Raw genomic sequence first — 20,521 nt, 5'->3', positions numbered from 1 at the left:
AACAAGATCCCATCCGCCGGCCGTCCGGCACCGAAGTACCCGTGAAACGGCCGGCACCGGCCGTGCGGGGCAGGCGAGCGCGAGGGGTTGAGTGACATGGACCGTCGGAGAGTCGCTGTGGTGGGCGGGGGCGTGGCCGGGCTGACGGCCGCCCACATCCTGCAACGCACGTACGACGTGGTGCTGTACGAGGCGGACGACCGCCTCGGCGGCCACGCCCACACCCATGAACTGCCCACCCAGGACGCGGGAACGGTCCACGTGGACAGCGGATTCATCGTGCACAACGAGCGCACCTACCCGCACCTGCTGCGGCTGTTCGGTGAACTCGGCGTCACCACCCAGGAATCCGAGATGAGCATGTCCGTACGGTGCGACGGCTGCGGCCTGGAGTACGCGGGCGCCCGGGGTGCGGCCGGCCTGCTCGGCGGAGGCAACGTGCTGCGCGGCCGCCACCTGCGCATGCTCGCCGAGGTCCCGCGCTTCCACCGCGCCGCCCGGCGGACGCTCGCCTCGCCCGACAGCGGGCAGACGCTGGGGGAGTTCCTCGACGGGCACGGCTTCTCCCGCTACTTCGTCGGCCACTTCGCCATCCCGCTCGTCGCGGCCGTCTGGTCGTGCGCACCGGACACCGCCCTCCAGTACCCCGCCCGGTACCTCTTCCGCTTCCTGGACCACCACGGACTGCTGTCCGTCAAGGGATCCCCGCAGTGGCGTACGGTCACGGGCGGTTCGGCGAGCTACGTGGCCAAGGCCGCCAAGCACCTGACCTCCGTCCGCACCTCGACCCCGGTCCGGGCCGTCACGCGCGCCGCCGACCACGCGCGCGTGCTCACCCCGGACGGCGACTCGACCCCGTACGCGGCCGTGGTCATCGCCGTCCACCCCGACCAGGCGCTGCGCCTGCTCGCCGATCCGACCGAGGACGAGATCCGGATCCTCGGCGCGTTCACGTACTCCCGCAACCCCACCGTGCTGCACCGCGACACCTCGCTGCTGCCCCGGTCCGCGCACGCGCGGGCCTCCTGGAACTACTGGCTCCCCTCCTGCGCCGCACGGCCCGAATCCGTCCAGGTCAGCTATGACATGAACCGGCTCCAGCAGCTGCCGACCGCCGAGCCGCACATCGTCACCCTCAACGCCCGCGGCCGGGTCGACCCCTTCGACGTGATCGCCCGCATGGTGTACGAACACCCCGTCTACACACCCGGATCCGTCGCGGCGCAGCAGGAACTGCCCCGGCTGAACACCTCCGTGACCGCCTTCGCCGGGGCCTACCACGGCTGGGGCTTCCACGAGGACGGCTGCCGCTCCGGCGTCGCCGCGGCCGAAGCGCTGGGGGTGCGGTGGTGAACGGCACCCCCGCGCAGCGGACCGCCCCGCCCCGCGTACCGGCCCTGTACGAGTGCACCGTGGCCCACGCCCGCACCTCGCCGGTCCGCCACGCCTTCCTCCAGCGCACCTACCTGTGGCTCATCGACATCGACGATCCGCCCCGCATACCCCGGGCGCTGCGGGCGCTCGCCCGGTTCGACGCCCGCGACCACTTCGGCGGCCGGGCGCCCACCCTGCGCGCGGGCCTGCAGGCCCAGCTGGCCGCCCACGGGGTGGAGAACGCCGACGGGCGCGTCCTGATGCTCGCCCACGCCCGGGTCCTCGGCCACGTCTTCAACCCCCTGACCCTCTACTGGTGCCACGACCGCGCCGGCACCCCGGTCTGCGTCGTCGCCGAGGTCCACAACACCTACGGCGAGCGCCACTGCTACCTGCTGCGTCCCGGCAGCGACGGACTGGCGGACGTCCCCAAGGACTTCTACGTCTCGCCGTTCTTCGCGGTCGAGGGCTTCTACCGGATGCGGCTGCCCGTCCCCGGCGACCGCCTCGACCTGACCGTGCAACTGCGCCAGGACGACGGGACCTGCCCCTTCACCGCGACCGTCCGGGGAACGCACCGGCCGGCCGGTGCCCGCGCCCTGTTCGGCGCCGCCCTGCGCCACCCGTGGTCCACGGCCCGGGTCTCCGCCGGCATCCGCTTCCACGGCATCCGGCTGTTCCTCCGCGGCCTCCCGGTCCGCCCCCGCCCCGTCCGTCCCCCGCAGGAAGGCACCCTGTGACCGTCTCGTACATCACGGCCCACGAGAGCGCGCTCGCACCCGTCGACCCGGCGCGCTGGCCCGACGTGGCCCGGCCGCCCCGCGCCTCGGCCCTGCGTACCGCCGTCGCCGAGCGGATCATCGGCCGGGCCCTCGCCCGGCTCCCGCTGCGGGTCCGGCACGGGGACGGGGAGCCGTCCGCCTACCGCGTTCCCCGGCAGGCGGGATCGCTGCCCACCCTCGTCCTCCACGACCCCGAGGCCTTCCACCGCCGGATCGGCGCGGACGGCCTGATCGGCTTCGGCGAGTCGTACATGGCCGGGGAATGGGACAGCGACGACCTGGTCGGCGTACTGACCGTGCTCGCCACCCACGTCGACGACCTGGTGCCGGCGCCGCTGCGCCGACTGCGCGAAGCCTGGGTACGCCGGCGTCCGGAGCAGCAGCGCAACACCCCCGAGGGGGCACGGGAGAACATCCACCGCCACTACGACCTGTCCAACGAACTGTTCACCCTGTTCCTCGACCGGAGCATGAGCTACTCCTCGGCGGTCTTCGCCGCCTTCCCCGCCTCACCCACCACCTTCGCCGCCGCCCAGCACCGCAAGATCGACCGGCTCCTCGACCTCGCGGACGTCGGGCCGGGCACCCGGCTGCTGGAGATCGGCACCGGATGGGGCGAGCTGGCGATCCGGGCCGCCTCCCGGGGCGCCGACGTGCTGACCGTGACGCTCTCCGCCGAGCAGCGCGACCTGGCCAGGGAGCGCATCGCCGCGGCCGGCCTCACCGACCGGGTCGCCGTCGAACTGCGCGACTACCGGCACGTCGAAGGCTCCTTCGACGCCGTCGTCAGCGTCGAGATGATCGAAGCGGTCGGCGCCGAGTACTGGGACACCTACTTCGCCGCCCTGCGCCGGCTCCTCGCCCCCGGCGGCCGCGTCGCCCTCCAGGCCATCACCATGCCCCACGAGCGCATGCTCCTCACCGCCCGCACGCACACCTGGATCAGCAAGTACATCTTCCCCGGCGGGGTCATCCCCTCCCGTGAGGCGATCACCCGCGCGAGCGCGACGGCCGGGCTGGACACCGTGGCGGACGACGGCTTCGGCGACCACTACGCGGAGACGCTGCGGTTGTGGCGCGAGGAGTTCGACCGCCGGGCCGACTCCGTCGCCGCCCTCGGCTTCGACCGCACCTTCCACCGCATGTGGGACCTCTACCTCGCCTACTCCGAGGCCGGATTCCGCTCGCGCTACCTCGACGTACGCCAACTCCTGCTCACCGCCGAGGACCACGGGCCGCGGGAGCCCCGATGACCGCCGGAGCCCAGGTCCAGGCGCAGGCCCTGTCCGCCGGCGTCGACTGGGGCGCGCTGTCCCTGAACCTGGGCGTCGCGGCCGGCGCCGCGTTCGCCGTCATGCTGGCCACCTTCGCCGTGGCCGCCGTCAAGGGCCTGCACCGGATCGTCGACATCGCCTGGGGAGTCGCCTTCGCCGCGGTGGCGCTCACCAGCTGGCTGCTGTCGGCCGGGTACGGCGACGACGGCCGGCGCCTCGCGGTCGCCGCGGCGACCGTCGTATGGGGGCTGCGCCTGGCCCTGCACATCGCCGGGCGCGGCCGGGGGCACGGCGAGGACCCGCGCTACGCCCGCATGCTCGCCCGGGCGCCGGGCAGCACCCGGCTCTACGCCCTGCGCAAGGTCTACCTCCTCCAGGGCGCGCTGGTCTGGCTCGTCTCGCTGCCCGTGCAGGCCGCGTCGTACGTGCCCGTTCCCCTCGGGCCGCTCGCCGCCGCCGGCCTGCTGCTCTGGGCGACCGGACTGCTCTTCGAGGCGGTCGGCGACCTCCAGCTGGCCCGCTTCAGGGAACGCCCCGAGCACCGCGGAACGATCATGGACCGCGGTCTTTGGAGCTGGACGCGGCACCCCAACTACTTCGGTGATTTCCTCGTCTGGTGGGGTCTTTATCTGCTGGCCTGCGCGACCTGGCAGACTGCGGCACTCACACTGGTCTCACCGCTGGTGATGAGCGCGCTGCTGATCTGGGGCAGCGGCAAGAGACTGTTGGAGGCGCACATGGCGGACCGGCCCGGTTACGCGGCCTATGCCGCCCGCACCAGCGGGTTCTTCCCCCGCCCGCCGCGCCGCATACGCCGGGAGGCGGGGTGAGCGCCGGGACCGAGCGGGACACGGAGTCCACCGGCGAGGGCCGCGCCCTCGTGCTCCGTACGTCCCCCGCGACACCGGCCGCCGCGGTCCTGCTGCTGCACGGAGGGCGCGAGGAGGGGCCGGAACCGCCACCCCTGGTCAACCTGCCCGCGCTGCGGATGCGGCCCTTCGCGGCCGCCGTCGCCCGCGCGACGCGCGGACGCGACGTCCTGGTGGCGGAGGTGCGCTACCGCCACCGCGGCTGGAACGGCTCCCGCTGCGACGCCGCCCGGGACGCGGAGGCGGCCCTCGCCCGGCTGCGGGGGCTCACCGGGGACGTACCCGTGGTCCTGGTCGGCCATTCGATGGGTGGCCGGGCGGCGCTGCGGGCGGCCGGCGCACCCCTGGTCCACGGCGTGGTCGCCCTCGCCCCCTGGTGTCCGCCGGGCGAACCGGTGGACCACCTCGCGGGCCGCCGGCTCTACCTGCTGCACGACGAGGCGGACCGGGTCACCTCGGCCGCCGGGTCCTGGGAGTTCGTCCGCCGGTCCCGGCTCGCGGGCGCCGACGCCACCGCCATCCCGATGTCCACGGGCGGCCACGCGATGCTCCGCGGCGCGGGCGCCTGGCACCGGCGCACCGCAGCGCTCGTCACCAGCCTGGTCACCCGCGACTGAGGCCCGCGACGCCCGGCACCGCACCTGGCCGCGTTGTCGGGGCACCCGAGTACGTCCAGTGCACGGCACGCCTCCGCCTTGCCAGGCTTCCCCTCGGCCCTGGCGGGCCTGGGGAGGCCCCACGGCACCGGACGCCGCGGGCTCGGCCGACAAGATCCGAAAGAGACGACCTAAAGCGGCATCGAGCGGTACTCGTCCAGCACGGCGAAGCCGGTGCTGTCGTAGAGGCTCATCGCGACGTCGTTGCCGCCGAAGACGTTGAACATCATCGCCTGGTCGCCGCCCTGCCGGGTGGCCCACTGGCCGACGGCCATCGCGGCCCGGCCGTAGCCCTTGCCGCGTTGCTCCTCGTACACCTCCAGCGAGAAGCCGAAGGTGACGCCCGGAAGGTAGCCGTGGTTCACCCAGCCGGTGCCGACCGCCCGGCCGTCGGCCTCCATCACGTAGAAGGCGTGGCCCGGGGTGAGGTACCCCTGGGGGAGGTAGCCGGCGAAGTCCCGGTCGGACTTCGCCTTGGCCTGCTCCGGGGTCAGGGATCCGGACCGGACGATGTCCGCGATGTAGGAGGCCTCCTCGGCGGCGTACCAGGCCGGATACTCCTCCTCGGTGAGCCGGCGGACCGTCAGGCCCGGCGGCATCTCGGCCCGTTCGGCCGTGGCGCTCATCCGGATCTGCTGCCGCACGGGGTAGTCGGCGAACTCCCCCGCTCCGCCGCTGAGCCGGACCTCCACCCGTTGCGCCCCCTGCCCGGCGCACCACCGCTCGGCCCAGGCGCGCCCCCGCGGCACCGTCATGTCGTGGATCCGGCCCACGGTCGCGCCGTCGTGCTCCGTCACCCCGACCGCTATCCACCCGGTGCCGTCCGTGGCGACGGTCCAGCCGTCGATGCCCTCCACCGCCCGCTCCAGCAGGGCGCGGGCCAGCGGCCCGGAACAGCCCGCTGCCCGGTATCCGGCCAGCACCCGCTCCTCGAACCCGCCCCGCCACTCACCCTGGTCCGCCACGATCCGTATCCCGTTCATCCGCCCAGCCTAGGCAGGGCGCGATCCCGCCACCGGGGACACCCGCGACACCCGGCGCAGTGGCCGGCTTCGCGTCGTCGTCGTGGCCGGACACGCGTCGGACCGGCGTCGGGAACACCTTTCCGGCCGACGTGTGGTGACACCTCGGCCAAGCCCGTGAGCAGGCCGGTACGCGCCTATTTGACGTGCACCTGCTAGGGCAAAATGGCAGATGTCACCGGCAAATCGGTACGGGAGGGTGTGGTCTTGGCGTTGCTGTCCTTACCGGTACGGCGCATACGGGCACTGCGGGGGACGAGCGGGGTGGCATCGGGCCTGCAGCGTGCCCAGTCCTTCCTGATCGTGGCCACCCTGCTGTACCGGGCGAGCCATCTGACGGTGGGTGCCCTCGCCGTCGCCCAGCGCCGGTCGGAACTCCCGCTGCAGTACGCGGGATTCGCCGCCGCCCTGGGACTGAGCGTGCTGACCTACGGCGCCGCGCTGCGGCGCGGCTGGTTCGACCGGCGGCACATCTGGGCGGACGTCCTGGTCACCGGCTGCGCCCTGCCCCTGGCCCTCTGGGCCTGGGGCGGCGTGCGCGAACCGCCCGCGATCGCCTGGGCCATGCTGCTCGGCGGCTCGGCGAGCGCCGTCGCCGCCATCTCCCTCCGACGGCTGCACGCCCTCGTCGTGATCGGCCTCCTCATCGGCGCCCACCTCATCGGCTACCACGCGGTGGGCGCGAGCCCCGCCGTGATTCTCGGCCATACCAACTCGCTGGTGTCCTCGGCCGTGATGACCTGGCTCTTCCGGTGGTACCTGCTCCGGCAGGGCCGCCTCCTCGACGAGGCCAACGCCCGCGCGGTGGCCGCCGAGGCCCACAAGGCGCGCTACGCCGAGCGGCTGGAACACCACCGGGCGCTGCACGACACCGTCCTCGCGACCCTGACCACCCTGGCCTCCGGCTCGGTCGACGCCAACGCCCCCGAGGTGCGCCAGCGCTGCGCGCGCGAGGCCGCGTACCTGCGCCGGCTGATCCAGCAGACCGCCGAAGAGGTCCACCACCGGGAGATCGGCACGGCCCTGGAAGAGGCGGTCGGATCCGTCGAGAGCCTCCAGCTGCGGGTCACCGCCCAGTACCACGACCTGCCGCAGGTGCCCCCCGCGGTCGCCGCCGCGCTGGGGGACGCCGTCCGCGAGGCCCTGAACAACGTACGGCGCCACGCGGGCACCGGACACGCCTACCTCACCGCCACCAGGGACCCGGACGCACGCGGGGGAGCCGTCGTCACCGTGGTCGACCGGGGGCCGGGATTCGACCCCGAGCGGTGCGAGCCCGGCCTCGGCCTGCGCGGCTCGGTCCACGGCCGGATGGCGGAGGTCGGGGGCCGGGCGACCGTGGACACCGCCCCCGGCGAGGGCGTACGGGTGGAGCTGAGATGGCCCGGGTGATCACCGTTTCGGTGGTCGACGACGACCGGATGCTCCTCGACGGCCTGCGGGCCTGGCTCGGCGGCGTGCCGGAGCTGCGGCTCGTGGCGACCGCCGCCACCGTCGGGGAGCTCCTCGGCGCACCGGACGCACACCCTCCGTACGGCTTCGGGGCGACCGGCCACTCCCCGCCCGACATCGTCCTCCTCGATCTCGTCCTGCGTGACGGCTCCGCCCCGGCCGACAACATCCGGCGGCTGCTGCGGACCGGCAGCCGGGTCCTGATGATCAGCACGGTGCCCGACCGCTCCCGGATCATCGAAGCCATCCGGGCCGGCGCCGACGGCTACCTGACCAAGGACCACGACCTGCCCACCCTGGTCGCCGCCATCAAGGACCTTGCCTCGGGCCAGGGCGCCCTCTCCGCGGAACTCGCCTTCGCCTGCGCCTACGACGACAGCCCCGCACGCCCCCGCCTCTCGCCCCGGGAACGACAGATCCTCCTCGACTACGCCTCCGGACTGACCCTGAAATCCGCCGCCCGGCGCGCCGGCATCACCGTCCACACCGCCAAGGACTACCTGGACCGGGTCAAGGCCAAGTACCAGCAGGCGGGCCGCCCCACCTACACCAAGCTCGACCTGGCCCAACGGGTACGGGAGGACAGTCTCGACGCGGGCTGACCGCCCGCACAAGCCCCCCAAACGGACGGCTACAGGGGGCACGCGCACCGTCCATATCGTCATCCCCGGCGGCGCCTCGGACGGCCCGCCGGAAAGGGGACGAGCCGGTGTCCATCTTCTGGCCGGCGCTGCCGGAGGACTGTACCGTCGCGGGCCCGGGCGGCGGCCCGCACCCGAGGCGAGGGGAACTCATCGGCCGGGGCCCCGAGATGGGGCAGCTCATGCTCGCGCTGGCGGCCGCCCGGTCCGGGCGCGGCACGGCACTCTTCGTCACCGGCGAGCCCGGTGTCGGCAAGACCCGGCTCGCCACCGAGGCCCTCGCCATGGCCGCCGAGACCAACATGGTCACCGTACGGGGGCGGGCCAGCGCGGTCGGCTCACCCGTCCCGTACCGTCCGCTGGTCGAGGCGCTGCTCCTGCTGTCCCGGGCCGGCCTGCTGCCCGACCCGGAGGAACTCGGCCGCTACGGCCCGGTCATGTCCCGGCTGCTGACCGGCGCCCGGGACACGGGCGCCGACGCCGCCCCGCACCTCGTGGTCGCCGAAACGATGCTGCGCCTGCTCACCGTCGTGGGGGAACGCAAGGGCTGTCTGCTCGTCCTCGACGACCTGCACGACGCCGACGCCGGAACGCTGGAGGTCGTCGAATACCTCCTCGACAACATCGGGCACCAGCCGGCCGTACTCCTCCTCGTCACCGGGTGCGCACCCGGCGCGGCGGCCGAACTCGCCACGCGGGCCCGCCAGCGCGGGGCCGCCGCGGTCCTCGACCTGGCCCCCCTCAGCCGCCCCGACGTGCACCTGCTCATCGCGGCCGAGCTGCGCGTCCCCCCGGCCGAGGTCTGCCCCGACCTCGTCCACCGCGCCGTCGACGGCAGCGCCGGAATCCCCTTCGTCGTCAAGGAGCTCGTCCACGACCTCGCCGGCCGCCCCGACCACCCCGACCGCCCCGACCGGCGGACGCCGTCCGTCCCGGCCACCGTCGCGGACAACGTCAGGCGCCAGGCCGGGCGGCTCGGCCCGCTCGGCGCCGAACTCCTCGGCATGGCGGCCCTGTTCGGCCGGCGCTTCGCACTGCCCGTACTGGAACGCGCCATCGGCCGCGACCACGCCGAACTGTCCGCCGTCCTGCGCGCCGCGGTCGCCTCGTACCTGATCACGCCGGACGGCCCGGGCGCCCAGTGGTACACCTTCCGCTACCCGCTGGCGGCCGAGGCCCTGCTGGACGACCTCGGCCCGGGGGAGCGGACCAGGTACGTACGGCGGGCCGCGCGCGCCCTCACCGAGCTCCACCCCGGGCTGCCGGGGACGTGGTGCGAGCACGCCGCCCAGCTGCACGAGCACGCCGGCGACACCCCCGAGGCCATCCGCCTGTACGCCGAGGCGGCCGGGCGGGCGACGGGCGAGGGCGCGGTGGACCGGGCGGTCGAGCTGCTCACCCGGGCCCACCGGCTCGTCGAACCGGATACCGCTCCCGAACTGCACGCCACGGTGCTGGAGCGGCTGCTCGACGCCGTCGCCCGCTCGGCGCGGTTCGACCGCCTGCCCGCGCCCGCCGCCGTCCTGGACACCCTCGGCGGCGACGGCGGCGAGCACGGCATACCCGCCCAGCGGCGCGCCGGACTCCACGCCCGGCTGAGCGACATCGCCACCCTGACGGGCCGCCCCGCGGAAGCCCTGTGGCACCTCGACATCGCCCGCGCGCTGCTCGGGAGCCACCCGGCCGACCAGTACACCGCCCTCGTGGACCTCTCCGCCGTGCACGTGGAACTGAGCCGGCTCGCCCCCGACCGGCTGCGCACCGCCACCCGGTACGCCCTCCGGGCCCTGCACGCCGCTCAGCGCGTCGACCTGCCCGACGTGACCTGCAGGGCCCTGCTGCTGCTCGGGCAGCTGGCCCGGGAACAGGACGAGCCGACGGCCATGGCCCACTTCCGGCGGGCGCGCGCCATCGCCCTCGCCCGCCGGCTCCCCGTCCCGCGCACGGCCGCCGACGTGCACCTGGCCATCGTCGCCGCGAGCCACGACGGCCGGCCCGACCGGATCGAACAGGCCCGGCGGGAGGCCCTGGGCATGGGGCTGCTGCCCCTGGTCCACGAAACCGGTTTCGTCCTCGCGCTGGACCGGATCCAGCACGGCCGCTTCGACGAGGCCCGGGACCGGATCCGGGAGGCCGCCGCCGATGCCTCACGCCTCGGCCTGGGCCGCCCGCTGGCCATGCTGCGGCTGGCCGAGGCCGTACGGTACGCCCACCAGGGCCGCCGCGCCGAGATGCGCGGAGCACTGGAGCGACTGGCCCCGCTGCTGGACGCGGCGCCCGGCGTACGCGCGATGTCGTACGGGCTGGCACGGGCGTTCTGCTCGCTGCTGGAGGAACGGCACGAGGCCGCCGGGCAGGAGTTCGCGCAGGCCCTCGCCTACGACGCGGAGAACCCCGCGATGGGCGAGTTCGGCAAGCACGGCATCATCCTGCTGCTCGGCGTACTGGACGGCCGCATGGGCCGGCGCCACCACGCCGAGGTCACGCTGGCGAGCGCCGGCGCCACCCGCTGGAACCACCAGTTCACCGGCCTGGCGCACGCCGTGCTGCTCGGCCGCGAGGGCCGCCCCGACGAGGCGACGGCCGCCGCGGGCAAGGCACTGGAGGCGGCCGAACCCTTCCCCGTGGCACGCAGGCTGTGTCTGCGCCTCGTCGCGCAGTCGGCGTACGACGACGGCTGGGGCGCGCCGGTCGAGTGGCTGCGCGAGGCGGAGGAGTACTTCCACGGGGCCGGTCTCCAGGCGGTCGCCGGAGCCAGCCGGGCCCTGCTGCGCGGGATGGGCGCCCCGGTCCGGCAACGGCGCACGGGCACCGAGCGGGTGCCGGCGGACCTGCGCCGCTGCGGGATCACCGTCCGCGAGTACGAGGTGGCCCGGCTGGTCGCCGAACGCATCAGCAACAAGGACATCGCCGGCCGGCTGCACATCTCGCTGCGCACCGTCGAGAAGCACGTGGCGAGCCTCCTGCAGAAGACCGGCCACCCGAACCGGACGGCCTTCGCCACCGCCACCCGCGACCTGGTGGCCTAGGGGGTGTCTTGCCGATCAGGCCGGGCTCGCGGGCCCTGGCACCGCGCCTCGCCGCGTTGTCCTCGGTCGACGACGCTCCGCGTCGCCTCCCTCGTCCGCCTTGCGATACACGGCACCAGACCCCGCTCCCTGATCCGGCCCGATCGACAAGACACCGCCTAGGGCCTCCCGGGATCAGGACAGGCGGGCCAGCGGGTGTCCGGCGGTCAGGGTCACCACGCGGTCGAAGCGGCCGTCGAGGTCCTCGTCCCCGTGGTGCACGACCAGCAGCGCGCGCCCGGCGGTCCGCTCGCGCAGCAGCCGGAACACCAGCTCCCGGCCGCGGTCGTCGAGGTTCGCGAACGGCTCGTCCGCGAGGTAGGCGTCCGCGTCCTCGCACAGGAGCGCGGCGACCCCGACGCGCTGGCGCTGGCCGGAGGACAGCTCCGAGGGCAGCTGGTCGGCCGGTCCGTCCAGGTCCAGCGCGGCGCGCAGCCGCTCGTCGGGGACGAGGTCGCGCACCGGCAGCGGGGGCAGGTTCACCGGAGCGGTCAGACTCGCCACCCGGGGCGGCAGCGTCACCGACCCGGCGTCCGGGGCGAGCGTCCCGGCGATGATGTGCAGCAGCGTGGTCTTCCCGCAGCCGTTGGGGCCGCGCAGCAGCACGTGCTCGCCGGCGCGCAGCTCGAAGGTGTCGAACGAGACCCCGGCCACCTCGCTCCCCCGGCCCCGGCCCCGTCGGCGCCGCCGTACACGACACGGGCTCCGGCGATCCGGACCAGCGCCCCCTCGTCGTGGTACGGGTTCTCCCGGGCCTGCCGCAGGGACTCGATCCGTTCGAGGACGGCGGTGTTCCGGCGGGCCTGCGGAATCATGTTGATGAGCTCGAACATCCCGGTCACCGCCCGCCACAGCGAGTTGACGAAGGCGAGGAAGCTGCCGAAGGACATCCGGCCGGAGAAGACGAAGAAGGCCCCGACGACCATCGACGCGGTGTCCGACAGGTTCATCACCAGATCGCTGAGGGTCCGCTGGCGCTGCCCCAGCCGGAAGTTGACGAAGGTGATGCCGAGGAAGCCGCGCAGCGCGTCCTGGTTCGCGCGGCGCGTCCCCGGCAGCAGCGACGGCAGACCGCGCAGGGCGGGGAAGGCCTCCAGGGTCCGGGTCAGCGTGTTGATGTACCGGGCCTCCGCCTCGCGTTCGGGACCGGTGTTCTCCTCGATCCGCCTGCCGAGCCGGTTGCTCACGAACACCAGCGGCGGCACGATCACCAGCAGGACGAGGCTGGCCTGCCAGGACAGGTACAGCAGCACCCCCAGGAAGACGGCCGAGGCGACCGCTTGGCGCGCGATGCGCAGGGACACGTCGACGGCGGGCAGCACCCCCTGGGACACGTCGTTGTGGATGCGGCTGACGTACGAGGCGTTGCCGGCCCGCGACAGCTTCCGGCCGTCCAGGCCGAGGGCGCGGCCCAGCAGCTCCGTCTCCAGCACCAGCGTGAACGCGTTCTCGAAGCGCTTGCGCCGGCAGGCGATCCAGTACCCCGTGAGGTTGAGGGTCAGCCCGAGCACGAGGTACGCGAGGCCGAGGACCAGGAAGCGCCGCAGGTCGGCGGTCAGGATCGCCTCGTCGAACAGGGCCTTCAGCAGCAGTGGGTGCAGCAGCGCCTCCAGCCCGCTCATGGTGGCCTCGGCGACGAGGATCACCACGAAGGGGGCCCGGTGCCCCCGCAGCGTGCGCCACAGCTGCCTCACCGCCCGACCTCGTCCAGCAGGAAGTCGGCCGGGCCTCCCCGGTTCACCCGGTGGAGCACCCGCAGCACGCCCGCCGAGCCGGTCAGGTAGTCGGTGGAACAGCGCAGCAGTCCGTCACCGGGCAGTCCCAGCAGGGGCGGCCGGCCCTCGGTGCGGGGCAGCCCGAAGCGTTCCGCGGGCTCGAAGAGGAAGACCTTCCGGACGAAGTCGAGCTGGCGCAGCGCCGTGTCGCGGTACGACCGGTCGCCGGTGAACTCGGCCGCGTCCAGCAGCGCGTCGGCGACCCCGGTCATGCCGAAGGCGTAGCCCGGCATCACCGAGTACCGGACGTCCAGCCCGCGCAGGACGGTCCGGGCCGCGTCCGTGTCCCCGTAGCGCAGCAGCACCTTCAGCACGCCCGCCGAACCGACCTCGACGTACGGCTCCATCGTCCCCTCGTGCTCGAACATGACCGGGCCGCCCTCGTCGTCGATGGGCTTGGCGTGGGCCATCTCCCAGGCGAGCGCCTCCCGTCCGAGCCGCAGGTAGCGCGCCTCTCCCGTGACCTGGTGCATGCGCAGCAGGAACATCGCGACACCGGCCTGCCCGAAGCCCAGGCCGGTCAGCGGCTCCTTCGCGCTGAACTCGTTCAGCCAGTGGGCCTGCCCGCCGTCGCGCAGCGCCGTCTCGCACAGCGCCTGCGCGCACGCCTGCGCCGCGGCGAGGTCGCGGGGGTCGTGGCCGCGCAGGAAGAAGCGCAGGTTCGTCATGCCGACCCCGGAGAGGCCGTAGTAGAAGGTGTGGTCGCCCTGCTCCACCGCGCGCTCGTTGGCCCGGGTCAGCAGCTCCCTGGCCGGGGTGCCGAGCCCGAGGGAGTCGGCCGCCCAGGCGATGCCGGACAGGCCGTTCATGAGACCGTCCGGGTAGCGGGCCGGATCGATGTCCGCCAGCCTGCGGCTCAGCCAGGCACGCCACTCCGGCCGGATCGGGACACCGCTGGAGTGCAGCGCCCACAGGACGCCGCTCGCCCCGAAGCCCAGGCTCAGCGGGTTGGTGACGTGCGCGAACGGGTCCACGGGGAAGAGCGTGTCGCGGTCGGTGTCGGCGGTGGCCTCGACGAACGCGGCCACCCCGGCCTCCGCCTCCGCCAGGGCGAGCCGTTCCTCGACGACCGGGCGCGTCGGCAGGGCCTCGACCGCGTCGAGCAGGCCGGCCTCGTCCTCCAGGGCCTCCAGCAGGCCGGTGAGGTCGATCCGGTCCCGGGCCAGGTCGGTGATCAGCCGGTGCACCCGCTCCGGCCAGCCCAGGCCCTCGGTGATGAAGATCCGGTACAGGTCGAGGACGTCCTCGCGCAGGTACGACATGGCGGCGATCGGGAAGACGAAGTACGCCATGGTGGACGCGAGGGCGTAGCGGTCGCCCTCCGGACCGTACGCCTTGAAGCGGTTGCGGGAGAGGCTGAACCCCGGGGTGTAGAGCTCGACCGGCTTCGCCAGGGCGGTGTCACCGCTCTCGGCCAGCCGGCAGGCCTCCAGGTCGACGATGGTCACCTCGTAGGTGTCCGGGTCGATGAGCAGGTTGGCGGCGGTGAAGTCGGCGAGGATCACCCCGCGGTCGTGGGCGGCCTGGATCGCGCGGGCCAGCCCGCGGAAGACGGCGAGGAATATCCGCAGGTAGTCCCGTGACCGCTCGATGTCGAACCCCGGGCGCGCCAGTGGGTTGCGCTCCAGCAGCACCGAGCGGATGTCGGAGGCGTCGACGAACTCCTCGGCGATGTAGTGGTGTTCCCAGTGCCGGAACTTCGCGATCGGCGCCGGGTAGGAGCCCGCGTCGGCCAGCCGGTTCAGGAACATCCACTCGCGGCCGAGGATGTCCACGGCGTCGTGGTCCTGGCGCGGGTTGATGTTGGTGTGCGGGCGGGCCTCCTTGAGCAGCACCTGGCGGTCGCCGTCCGCGGTGTCCTCGGCGGTGTACACGCCGCCGCTGTTGGAGAACTGGATCGCTCCGGTCACCCGGAAGCGGCCCCCGACCAGGCCGTCGTCGTCCTCGTCCTCGTCGGCGGGCCGCCAGTCGTCGAACGGCCAGGGCACCCAGGAGGGATGCACATGGCCGGGGCGCCGGTCGTCGGGGACGGGTCCGTCCGGTCCGAGGATCCGCGGCCGGCCGCGGCCGAGGACGTCGACGGTGCGGGTGTCGAGGAACTGGCCGTAGCGGAAGTAGAGGGCCTTGCTGTCCCGGTAGCGCAGGTCCGACAGGACGTAGGCGCCCTCGACGCCCTTCAGGAGGCGGGCCAGGTCGGCCAGGCACGTCCGGAACTCGTCGTCGTCGCGCGGGTAGACGGTGACGAGCTTGCCGCCGCTGCCCCGGGAGATGGCCTTGGAGTTGAGCATCTCGAAGATGTTGGGATCGAGGGCGATCTTGAAGTCGATCTCGCGTTCCGTGAGGTGGCCGATCACCGAGGCGGCGACCTCGCGCACGTGGCGGTGGCTCGACGAGACGTGGATCTTCCAGCCCTGTGCCGGCAGGTTCTGGTTGTGCCGGAAGCTCCACCAGATGCCGCTGCGGACGAACCGGGCCCGCACCCGCTCGTCGAACGCGGCGAGGAAGTGGTCCGCGTTCGGCTCGTAGAAGACGTCGAGCGGGTCAAAGAACAGTGTGTCGTTCCACGCGAAGAGGAAGCGGTAGACCCAGCGTTCGTTGTGCATGTCAGCCTCTGTGATCGTCCGAGGGGCCGCCGACAGCAGCGGCTGAGGCAGCGGCCGTAGGGAACGCTGGGTCCGTGCGGGGGCGCGCCGAGCCCACGCACGGACCCGGCGGGTCAGTTCGGGTTCTGCGGCTCGCGCGGAGACTTGCAGCAGTCGCTGCTGCTGCTCGTCAGGCTGACGGTGGCGGCAGCACTGGGCGTGACGCGGGCCTCCATGTTCTGAAGCTTGAGGATGCTCATCCGGATCACCTCCTCGAAGGTCGGGTGCGCGGGACGCGCGCTGATGTGCGTTCCTGGCCGGCCGATCGGCAGGTCCGACTCAACGCCATCCGCTCCACCCGCACATGGGCGGTGGCCCCGCATAATCTCCGCCCGCGCCCCCCACCGAAGTGCCGCCCGGCGGGGGGCGGAATGGTGGTGGTCCGCACGCTCCGGACGGCGGCACCCGGTGTGGTAGGGAAGGGCGATGTCAGAGGCGGTGTCTAGCCTCGGGGGTATGTCTGAGACCTCCACGGGTGCGCCCGACGACGTGAATGCCCCGCTCGACGATCCGCGGTGGACCGTGCAGTGGGCCGACGGCCCCGTACCGGACCAGCGGCGGCTGCGTCCCCTCATCGGCCACGGCGGCCCGGTGCGGGCGGTGGCCACGGCGATCGTCGACGGCAGACCGGTCGCGGTCTCGGGCAGCCGCGACAACACCGTGCGCGTCTGGGACCTCGCGACGGGCGGGCAGCTCCACGACCCGGTCACCGGCCGCACCGACCCGGTGTCCTCGATGACGGCCGAGGTGCTGTCCGTGGCCACGGCGGTCGCCGACGGCAGGCCCGTGGCCTTCAGCCTGCACGGCGACGACGCGGTCCTGGTGTGGGACCTGGCCACCGGCCGCGCGGCCGGGGAGTTCGTCAGGCTGGTGGAGAGCGACGTCCTGGACGGACGCCGGGTCCTCCTCGCCCTCGGGGCCGACGGGACCCTGCACGTGGGGGACCTGCTCACCGGCCGCCGGGTCGCCGCCTTCCCGTCGGCGGCGGGCCTCGCGGTGCTGGACGGCCGCCGTGTCGTCCTCACCGTCGACGACGTCGACGTGGAGCGGACGGTGCGCGTGCGGGACCTGGGCACCGGTGAGCAACTGGCCCGGTCACTGGAGGTGGTGCGGACCGTCGAAATCGACGGACGCGTGCTCGCCGTCACCGCCGGGGAGCCGGACCCGGAGGTGTGGGACCTGGCCACCGGCGAGCCGGTGGAGACCTCCTCGGCCGCCGCGGCCCTGTCGGGCGGCGTGGACCGGCCCGGCGTGACGACCGTGACGGTGGTGACCGGACGTGCGGTCGCCGTCGGCCTCGACGGTGAGGAGCCCCGCTTCATCGGCCCCCTGGCCCTCGCCCGCCAGAACGGCGCGCTGGTACGGACCCGGGCGCGGGAGACCGCGGTGCTGGACGGGCGTACCGTCGCCCTCACCGCCGAGGCGGACGGGACCCTGCGCATCTGGGACGTGACGGACGACCGGCAGCGCGTGAACGGCATGCGGGTGATCGTCGCCGTCGCCGTCGGCGCGAGCGGCGAGGCGCCGGCCCTCCGGTCCGGCCCGGAGCAGGACGGGGACCTCTGGCACCGGATCTCCGGCCGCGGGGACGGCCCCTCCGACGGCGGCGGTCCGGTCCTGCTCACCGTGGAGCAGGACGACACGGTGGTGGTACGGGACCGGGCCACCGGAAAGCCCGTGGGCCCGCCGCTGACCGGCCACACCGGCAAGGTCTGGGACGTGGCCACCACCGTCGTGGACGGGCGGCCCGTGGCCGTCACGGCGGGCGCCGACCACACGCTCCGGACCTGGGACCTCACCCACACCCACGAGGACGGTCCTGCCCGCACCGGCCACACCGGAACGGTTTCGGCGATCACGACGGCCGTTCTCGACGGGAGCCCGGTGGTCGTCACGGCAGCCGCCGACCGCAGCCTGCGCGTCCGGGACCTGACCACCGGTCAGCCGGTCGCGGACCCCGTGACCGGCCTGGAGGGCGAGGTGACCGCCATGGTCGCATCGGTGGTGGACGGGCGGCCGGTGGTTGTGACCGCGGGCTCCGGTGACACCCTGCACCTGCTGGACCCGGTCGGCGGGGAACACCTCGGCGAGCCCGTCACCAGCCACCAGGGCCGGGTACTGGCCCTGGCCGGCGCGACCCTGGACGGCCGGCCGGTCGTGGTCACGGCCGGCGCCGACCGGACCGCGGCGATCTGGGACCTCGCCACCGGCCGCCCGGTCGGTGAACCGCTCACCGGCCACACCAGCAGGGTGACCGCCGTCGCGACGGCGGAACTGGCGGGGCGGCCCGTCGCGGTCACCGGAAGCTGGGACAAGACCGTACGGCTGTGGGACCTCACCACCGGCCGGCAGATCGGCGGACCCCTGACCGGCCACACCGACTGGGTGACATCGGTGGCCACCGCCCTGGTCGACGGCAGGCCCGTCGCGGTCAGCCGAAGCCGTGACAAGACGGTGCGCCTGTGGGACCTGGCCACGATGCGGGAGACCGGCGAACCGCTGACCGGCCACACGGATCCGAACGGGCCCATGGTCGTCACCGTCGCGGGCGCCCGGCCGGTGTTGGCCATCGGCCAGGGCCAGGCCGTGCGGTTCTGGGACCTCGCCACGGGGCGGGAGGCGGGGAACGAGTACGCGCTGCCGCTCCCGGCGGCCGCGCTCGGGGCCGCGCCGGACGGGCGGCTCGTGGTCGCCTTCGGCCCGGAGGTCACGGTGCTGTGCCCGGCGGCGGGCTGACTCAAATGGACCGTACCCCTCCGGTCGGTCGGGATGATCTCAGGAGCAAGAGGCGGTGATCGGCCGCACGGGTGGGGGCGGGTGAACGGGCCTCCGGCGTACGGCGGTTCACCGATCCCCCCAGTACCGTGAGAGGCACCACGATGACCACACACCGCGTCAGGCGTTACGCGGCACGCACGTTGACCATGGCGGTCGCGGCCTGCGCCGTCGCTGCGGCGACCACCCTTCCGGCATCCGCCGCCGACCAGCCCACCCGGCAGCAGCTGATGGCGGACTGCGCCTCGGGCGAAGGCAAGTGCACCTTCAACTCGCCCCAGCTCGGGGAGGCGTTCCTGGGTGAGCTCCGCCAGGTGTCGAACTCGCTGTTCAACTGCAGCACGTCCGACTCCACGCAGTCGATGACCTGGGACGACACGGTGGGCGCCACCGACTCGCTGGGCGTCTCCGTCACGGCCGGAGGCAAGATAGCGGGCATCGTTGACCTGAGCGTAACCGCGAGTTACAGCCATAGTTGGTCGAGCAGTCACTCGGAGAGCAGCTCGCTCAACATGACGGTGAAGCCCGGCGAGGTCGGATGGATCTCGCGCGCCCAGGTGATGCAGAAGGTCTCCGGTACCTGGCAGACCCACTACGACAGCCCCAAGTGGGGCCACTACTACTGGTTCTTCCAGGACACGATCACCAGCCCGGCCAAGAACGGCACGGACGGCAAGAGCAACGCGGTGGTGGTCAAGAGCCGCAAGATGACGGCCGCGGAGAAGCGCTCCTGCGCCGCCGAGGGCCACCAGGGCCGCGCGTTCGTCGCGTCCCGCTGACCCTCCCCGGCCCCGCCCCGCTCCCGGGGCGGGGCCGGACGGCGACGGCCGCAGCCGGTTCGGGGGCGGCCCCCGGGGGCATGCTGACGGGGTCGTCCGGCGCGGGGGGCCGGTCCGGCGACACCACAGCTTCCGGCTTCGACCGGCGGGCCGCGCAGCCCCCGGCCGTCCGCGAGAGCGAGGGGCCCCATGCCCGACGGGACGACGGAGGCCGACGAGGTACCCGACCCGGCCCGGGTGGCCTTCGAGCTGAGCGGCAGGCTGGTGCTCGCCGGCCGGTACGAGGAGGCCCTGACGGCGACCGACGGGGCTGCAGGGCTCTACCGGGCGCGGATCGCCGACGCCCGGACCGGCCGGCTCGAAGCCCTGGGCGCGGCCGCCTCGCTCGCCTACGTCCTGGTGTTCCGCTGCGAGGCGCTGTCGAAGCTGGGGCGGTGGGAGGAGTGCCTGCGCACCGCCTCCGAAGCCGTGGCACTGAGCCGCTCGCAGCAGGCCGACGCGCCCTTCGCCGCGCCGCTGGGCGCCACCCTGATGGGCCTCGCCACCGCCCTGTGGGGACTCGGCCGCCCGCAGGAGGCCCTCGCGATGGCCCGCGAGTCCGTCGGCCTGAACCGCAGGCTCGCCCGCGCGGACGCCGCGTACCGCCCGCAGCTCGCCCACGCGCTCAGCCTGCTCGGTGTGGTGCTGTCCCGCCTGGGGCTGCACGCCGAGGCGCTGAAGGTCACCAAGGAGTCCGTCGCGCTGTACCGGCGGCTGACCTCGGCGGACCCGGCCGCCCACGCCCTCGGGCTCGCCCAAGCGGTGAACAACCTGGCCCGTCGCAGGTCGGCGCGCGGCCAGGGGCGCCGGGCACTGCGGAGCGCCCAGGAGGCGGTGACGCTCTACCGGCAGCTGGCACGGGCCAACCCCGCGGTCCACCGGCGGGACCTCGCGATGGCGCTCGGCAACCTCGCCCGTACGCACTTCGGCCGGGAGGCGTCACTGGCCGCCGCAGAGGAGTCGGTCGCCCTCCTGGAGGATCTGGACCAGGGCGATCCCCGCGTCCACGGCGCGCTCCTCGCCGACGCGCTCTCCGTGCTCGCGGCGGCACTGGCCGACCTGGGACGGCTCCGGGAAGCGGCCGAGGTCACCACCCGGGCCCTGGCGATGATGCGGGAGCAGGCCGCGATCAACCCCGTGGCCCGGCGGGGCGACCTCGCCCTGGCACTGGCGTTCCACGCCCGGGTGCGCGCCGAGGCGGGCACCGACCTCGCAGAGGGCCTGGCGGCCGCCACGGAGGCGGTCGGCCTCATGCGCGAGCTCGCGGCGGAGGTGCCGCAGATGTACGCCTCCTCCCTCGCGGAGGTCCGGGCCCTGGAGGACCGGCTGCGGGCGCTGACCCCGCCGCCCGGCGCCGAGTAGCGGGGCCGCAG

Annotated in this window: 16 protein-coding genes; 11 read left to right on the top strand and 5 right to left on the bottom strand. The window is 73.9% G+C overall.

From position 1 onward, the window contains the following. Nucleotides 1-96: 96 nt before the first annotated feature. From JYK04_RS08705 to JYK04_RS08685, 5 genes are read left to right on the top strand one after another with little or no spacing between them, the layout of a single operon-like run. Nucleotides 97-1,353 carry an NAD(P)/FAD-dependent oxidoreductase gene (locus JYK04_RS08705; protein WP_189734591.1) on the top strand — a complete coding sequence of 419 codons (1,257 nt, stop codon included), beginning with the start codon at nucleotides 97-99 and terminating at the stop codon, nucleotides 1,351-1,353. Further along, nucleotides 1,350-2,114 (top strand): DUF1365 domain-containing protein, encoded by a 765-nt coding sequence (locus JYK04_RS08700; RefSeq protein ID WP_202186051.1) that lies wholly within the window; start codon nucleotides 1,350-1,352, stop codon nucleotides 2,112-2,114. The genes JYK04_RS08705 and JYK04_RS08700 overlap by 4 nt, the downstream gene beginning before the upstream one ends. Beyond that, on the top strand, nucleotides 2,111-3,409 hold the full coding sequence (locus JYK04_RS08695; protein WP_189734589.1) for an SAM-dependent methyltransferase: 1,299 nt from the start codon (nucleotides 2,111-2,113) through the stop codon (nucleotides 3,407-3,409). The genes JYK04_RS08700 and JYK04_RS08695 overlap by 4 nt, the downstream gene beginning before the upstream one ends. Then, nucleotides 3,406-4,260, top strand: a complete 855-nt coding sequence (locus tag JYK04_RS08690; protein WP_189734587.1) for a DUF1295 domain-containing protein — start codon at nucleotides 3,406-3,408, stop codon at nucleotides 4,258-4,260. The genes JYK04_RS08695 and JYK04_RS08690 overlap by 4 nt, the downstream gene beginning before the upstream one ends. After that, the gene (locus tag JYK04_RS08685; RefSeq protein ID WP_189734585.1) at nucleotides 4,257-4,916 is read left to right on the top strand and encodes an alpha/beta fold hydrolase; all 660 of its coding nucleotides are present in this window, start codon (nucleotides 4,257-4,259) and stop codon (nucleotides 4,914-4,916) included. The genes JYK04_RS08690 and JYK04_RS08685 overlap by 4 nt, the downstream gene beginning before the upstream one ends. A 170-nt stretch (nucleotides 4,917-5,086) precedes the next feature. Here the strand turns inward: JYK04_RS08685 and JYK04_RS08680 are convergent, their stop codons facing one another. Then, nucleotides 5,087-5,938 (bottom strand): GNAT family N-acetyltransferase, encoded by an 852-nt coding sequence (locus JYK04_RS08680; RefSeq protein ID WP_189734583.1) that lies wholly within the window; start codon nucleotides 5,936-5,938, stop codon nucleotides 5,087-5,089. A 303-nt stretch (nucleotides 5,939-6,241) separates the two neighbouring features. On the opposite strand from JYK04_RS08680, the gene JYK04_RS08675 reads away from it, so the two are divergent. The 3 genes from JYK04_RS08675 (at nucleotide 6,242) to JYK04_RS08665 (ending at nucleotide 11,099) form a co-directional block, all read left to right on the top strand. After that, nucleotides 6,242-7,369: a sensor histidine kinase gene (locus JYK04_RS08675; protein WP_189734581.1), complete on the top strand. Its 1,128-nt coding sequence runs from the start codon at nucleotides 6,242-6,244 to the stop codon at nucleotides 7,367-7,369. Continuing rightward, nucleotides 7,357-8,031, top strand: a complete 675-nt coding sequence (locus JYK04_RS08670; RefSeq protein ID WP_189734579.1) for a response regulator — start codon at nucleotides 7,357-7,359, stop codon at nucleotides 8,029-8,031. The genes JYK04_RS08675 and JYK04_RS08670 overlap by 13 nt, the downstream gene beginning before the upstream one ends. 107 nt (nucleotides 8,032-8,138) lie before the next feature. After that, nucleotides 8,139-11,099, top strand: coding sequence for a helix-turn-helix transcriptional regulator (locus JYK04_RS08665; RefSeq protein WP_189734577.1), 2,961 nt, complete (start codon nucleotides 8,139-8,141; stop codon nucleotides 11,097-11,099). Nucleotides 11,100-11,273: 174 nt separating this feature from the next. Here JYK04_RS08665 and JYK04_RS08660 read toward each other — a convergent pair whose 3' ends face one another. The 4 genes from JYK04_RS08660 to JYK04_RS08650 all read right to left on the bottom strand — a co-directional run bounded on the left by JYK04_RS08660 (nucleotide 11,274) and on the right by JYK04_RS08650 (nucleotide 15,755). Continuing rightward, nucleotides 11,274-11,744: an ATP-binding cassette domain-containing protein gene (locus JYK04_RS08660; protein ID WP_244372136.1), complete on the bottom strand. Its 471-nt coding sequence runs from the start codon at nucleotides 11,742-11,744 to the stop codon at nucleotides 11,274-11,276. Continuing rightward, entirely contained in the window at nucleotides 11,657-12,832 is a 1,176-nt protein-coding gene (locus tag JYK04_RS41095) for an ABC transporter transmembrane domain-containing protein (protein ID WP_244372108.1), read from the bottom strand. The genes JYK04_RS08660 and JYK04_RS41095 overlap by 88 nt, the downstream gene beginning before the upstream one ends. Then, nucleotides 12,829-15,516: a class III lanthionine synthetase LanKC gene (gene lanKC / locus JYK04_RS08655; protein WP_189734575.1), complete on the bottom strand. Its 2,688-nt coding sequence runs from the start codon at nucleotides 15,514-15,516 to the stop codon at nucleotides 12,829-12,831. The genes JYK04_RS41095 and lanKC overlap by 4 nt, the downstream gene beginning before the upstream one ends. Nucleotides 15,517-15,629: 113 nt before the next feature. Next, nucleotides 15,630-15,755 (bottom strand): class III lanthipeptide, encoded by a 126-nt coding sequence (locus JYK04_RS08650; protein ID WP_189734573.1) that lies wholly within the window; start codon nucleotides 15,753-15,755, stop codon nucleotides 15,630-15,632. Between the two features lie 256 nt (nucleotides 15,756-16,011). Here JYK04_RS08650 and JYK04_RS08645 point away from each other — a divergent pair, with 256 nt between their 5' ends. From JYK04_RS08645 to JYK04_RS08635, 3 genes are all read left to right on the top strand, one after another. Further along, the gene (locus tag JYK04_RS08645; RefSeq protein ID WP_189734571.1) at nucleotides 16,012-18,291 is read left to right on the top strand and encodes a WD40 repeat domain-containing protein; all 2,280 of its coding nucleotides are present in this window, start codon (nucleotides 16,012-16,014) and stop codon (nucleotides 18,289-18,291) included. Nucleotides 18,292-18,434: 143 nt separating this feature from the next. Further along, nucleotides 18,435-19,109: a hypothetical protein gene (locus tag JYK04_RS08640; RefSeq protein WP_189734569.1), complete on the top strand. Its 675-nt coding sequence runs from the start codon at nucleotides 18,435-18,437 to the stop codon at nucleotides 19,107-19,109. 189 nt (nucleotides 19,110-19,298) lie between these two features. Next, a complete protein-coding gene (locus JYK04_RS08635; RefSeq protein WP_189734567.1) occupies nucleotides 19,299-20,510 on the top strand; it encodes a tetratricopeptide repeat protein in 1,212 nt (403 codons plus the stop codon). The last annotated feature ends 11 nt before the right edge of the window (nucleotides 20,511-20,521 follow it).

The organism is Streptomyces nojiriensis (genome assembly GCF_017639205.1).
In the GTDB taxonomy this organism is placed as follows: domain Bacteria; phylum Actinomycetota; class Actinomycetes; order Streptomycetales; family Streptomycetaceae; genus Streptomyces; species Streptomyces nojiriensis.
Note: the sequence above shows the minus strand (reverse complement) of the source record. Positions and strands in the feature narration are given on the sequence as shown.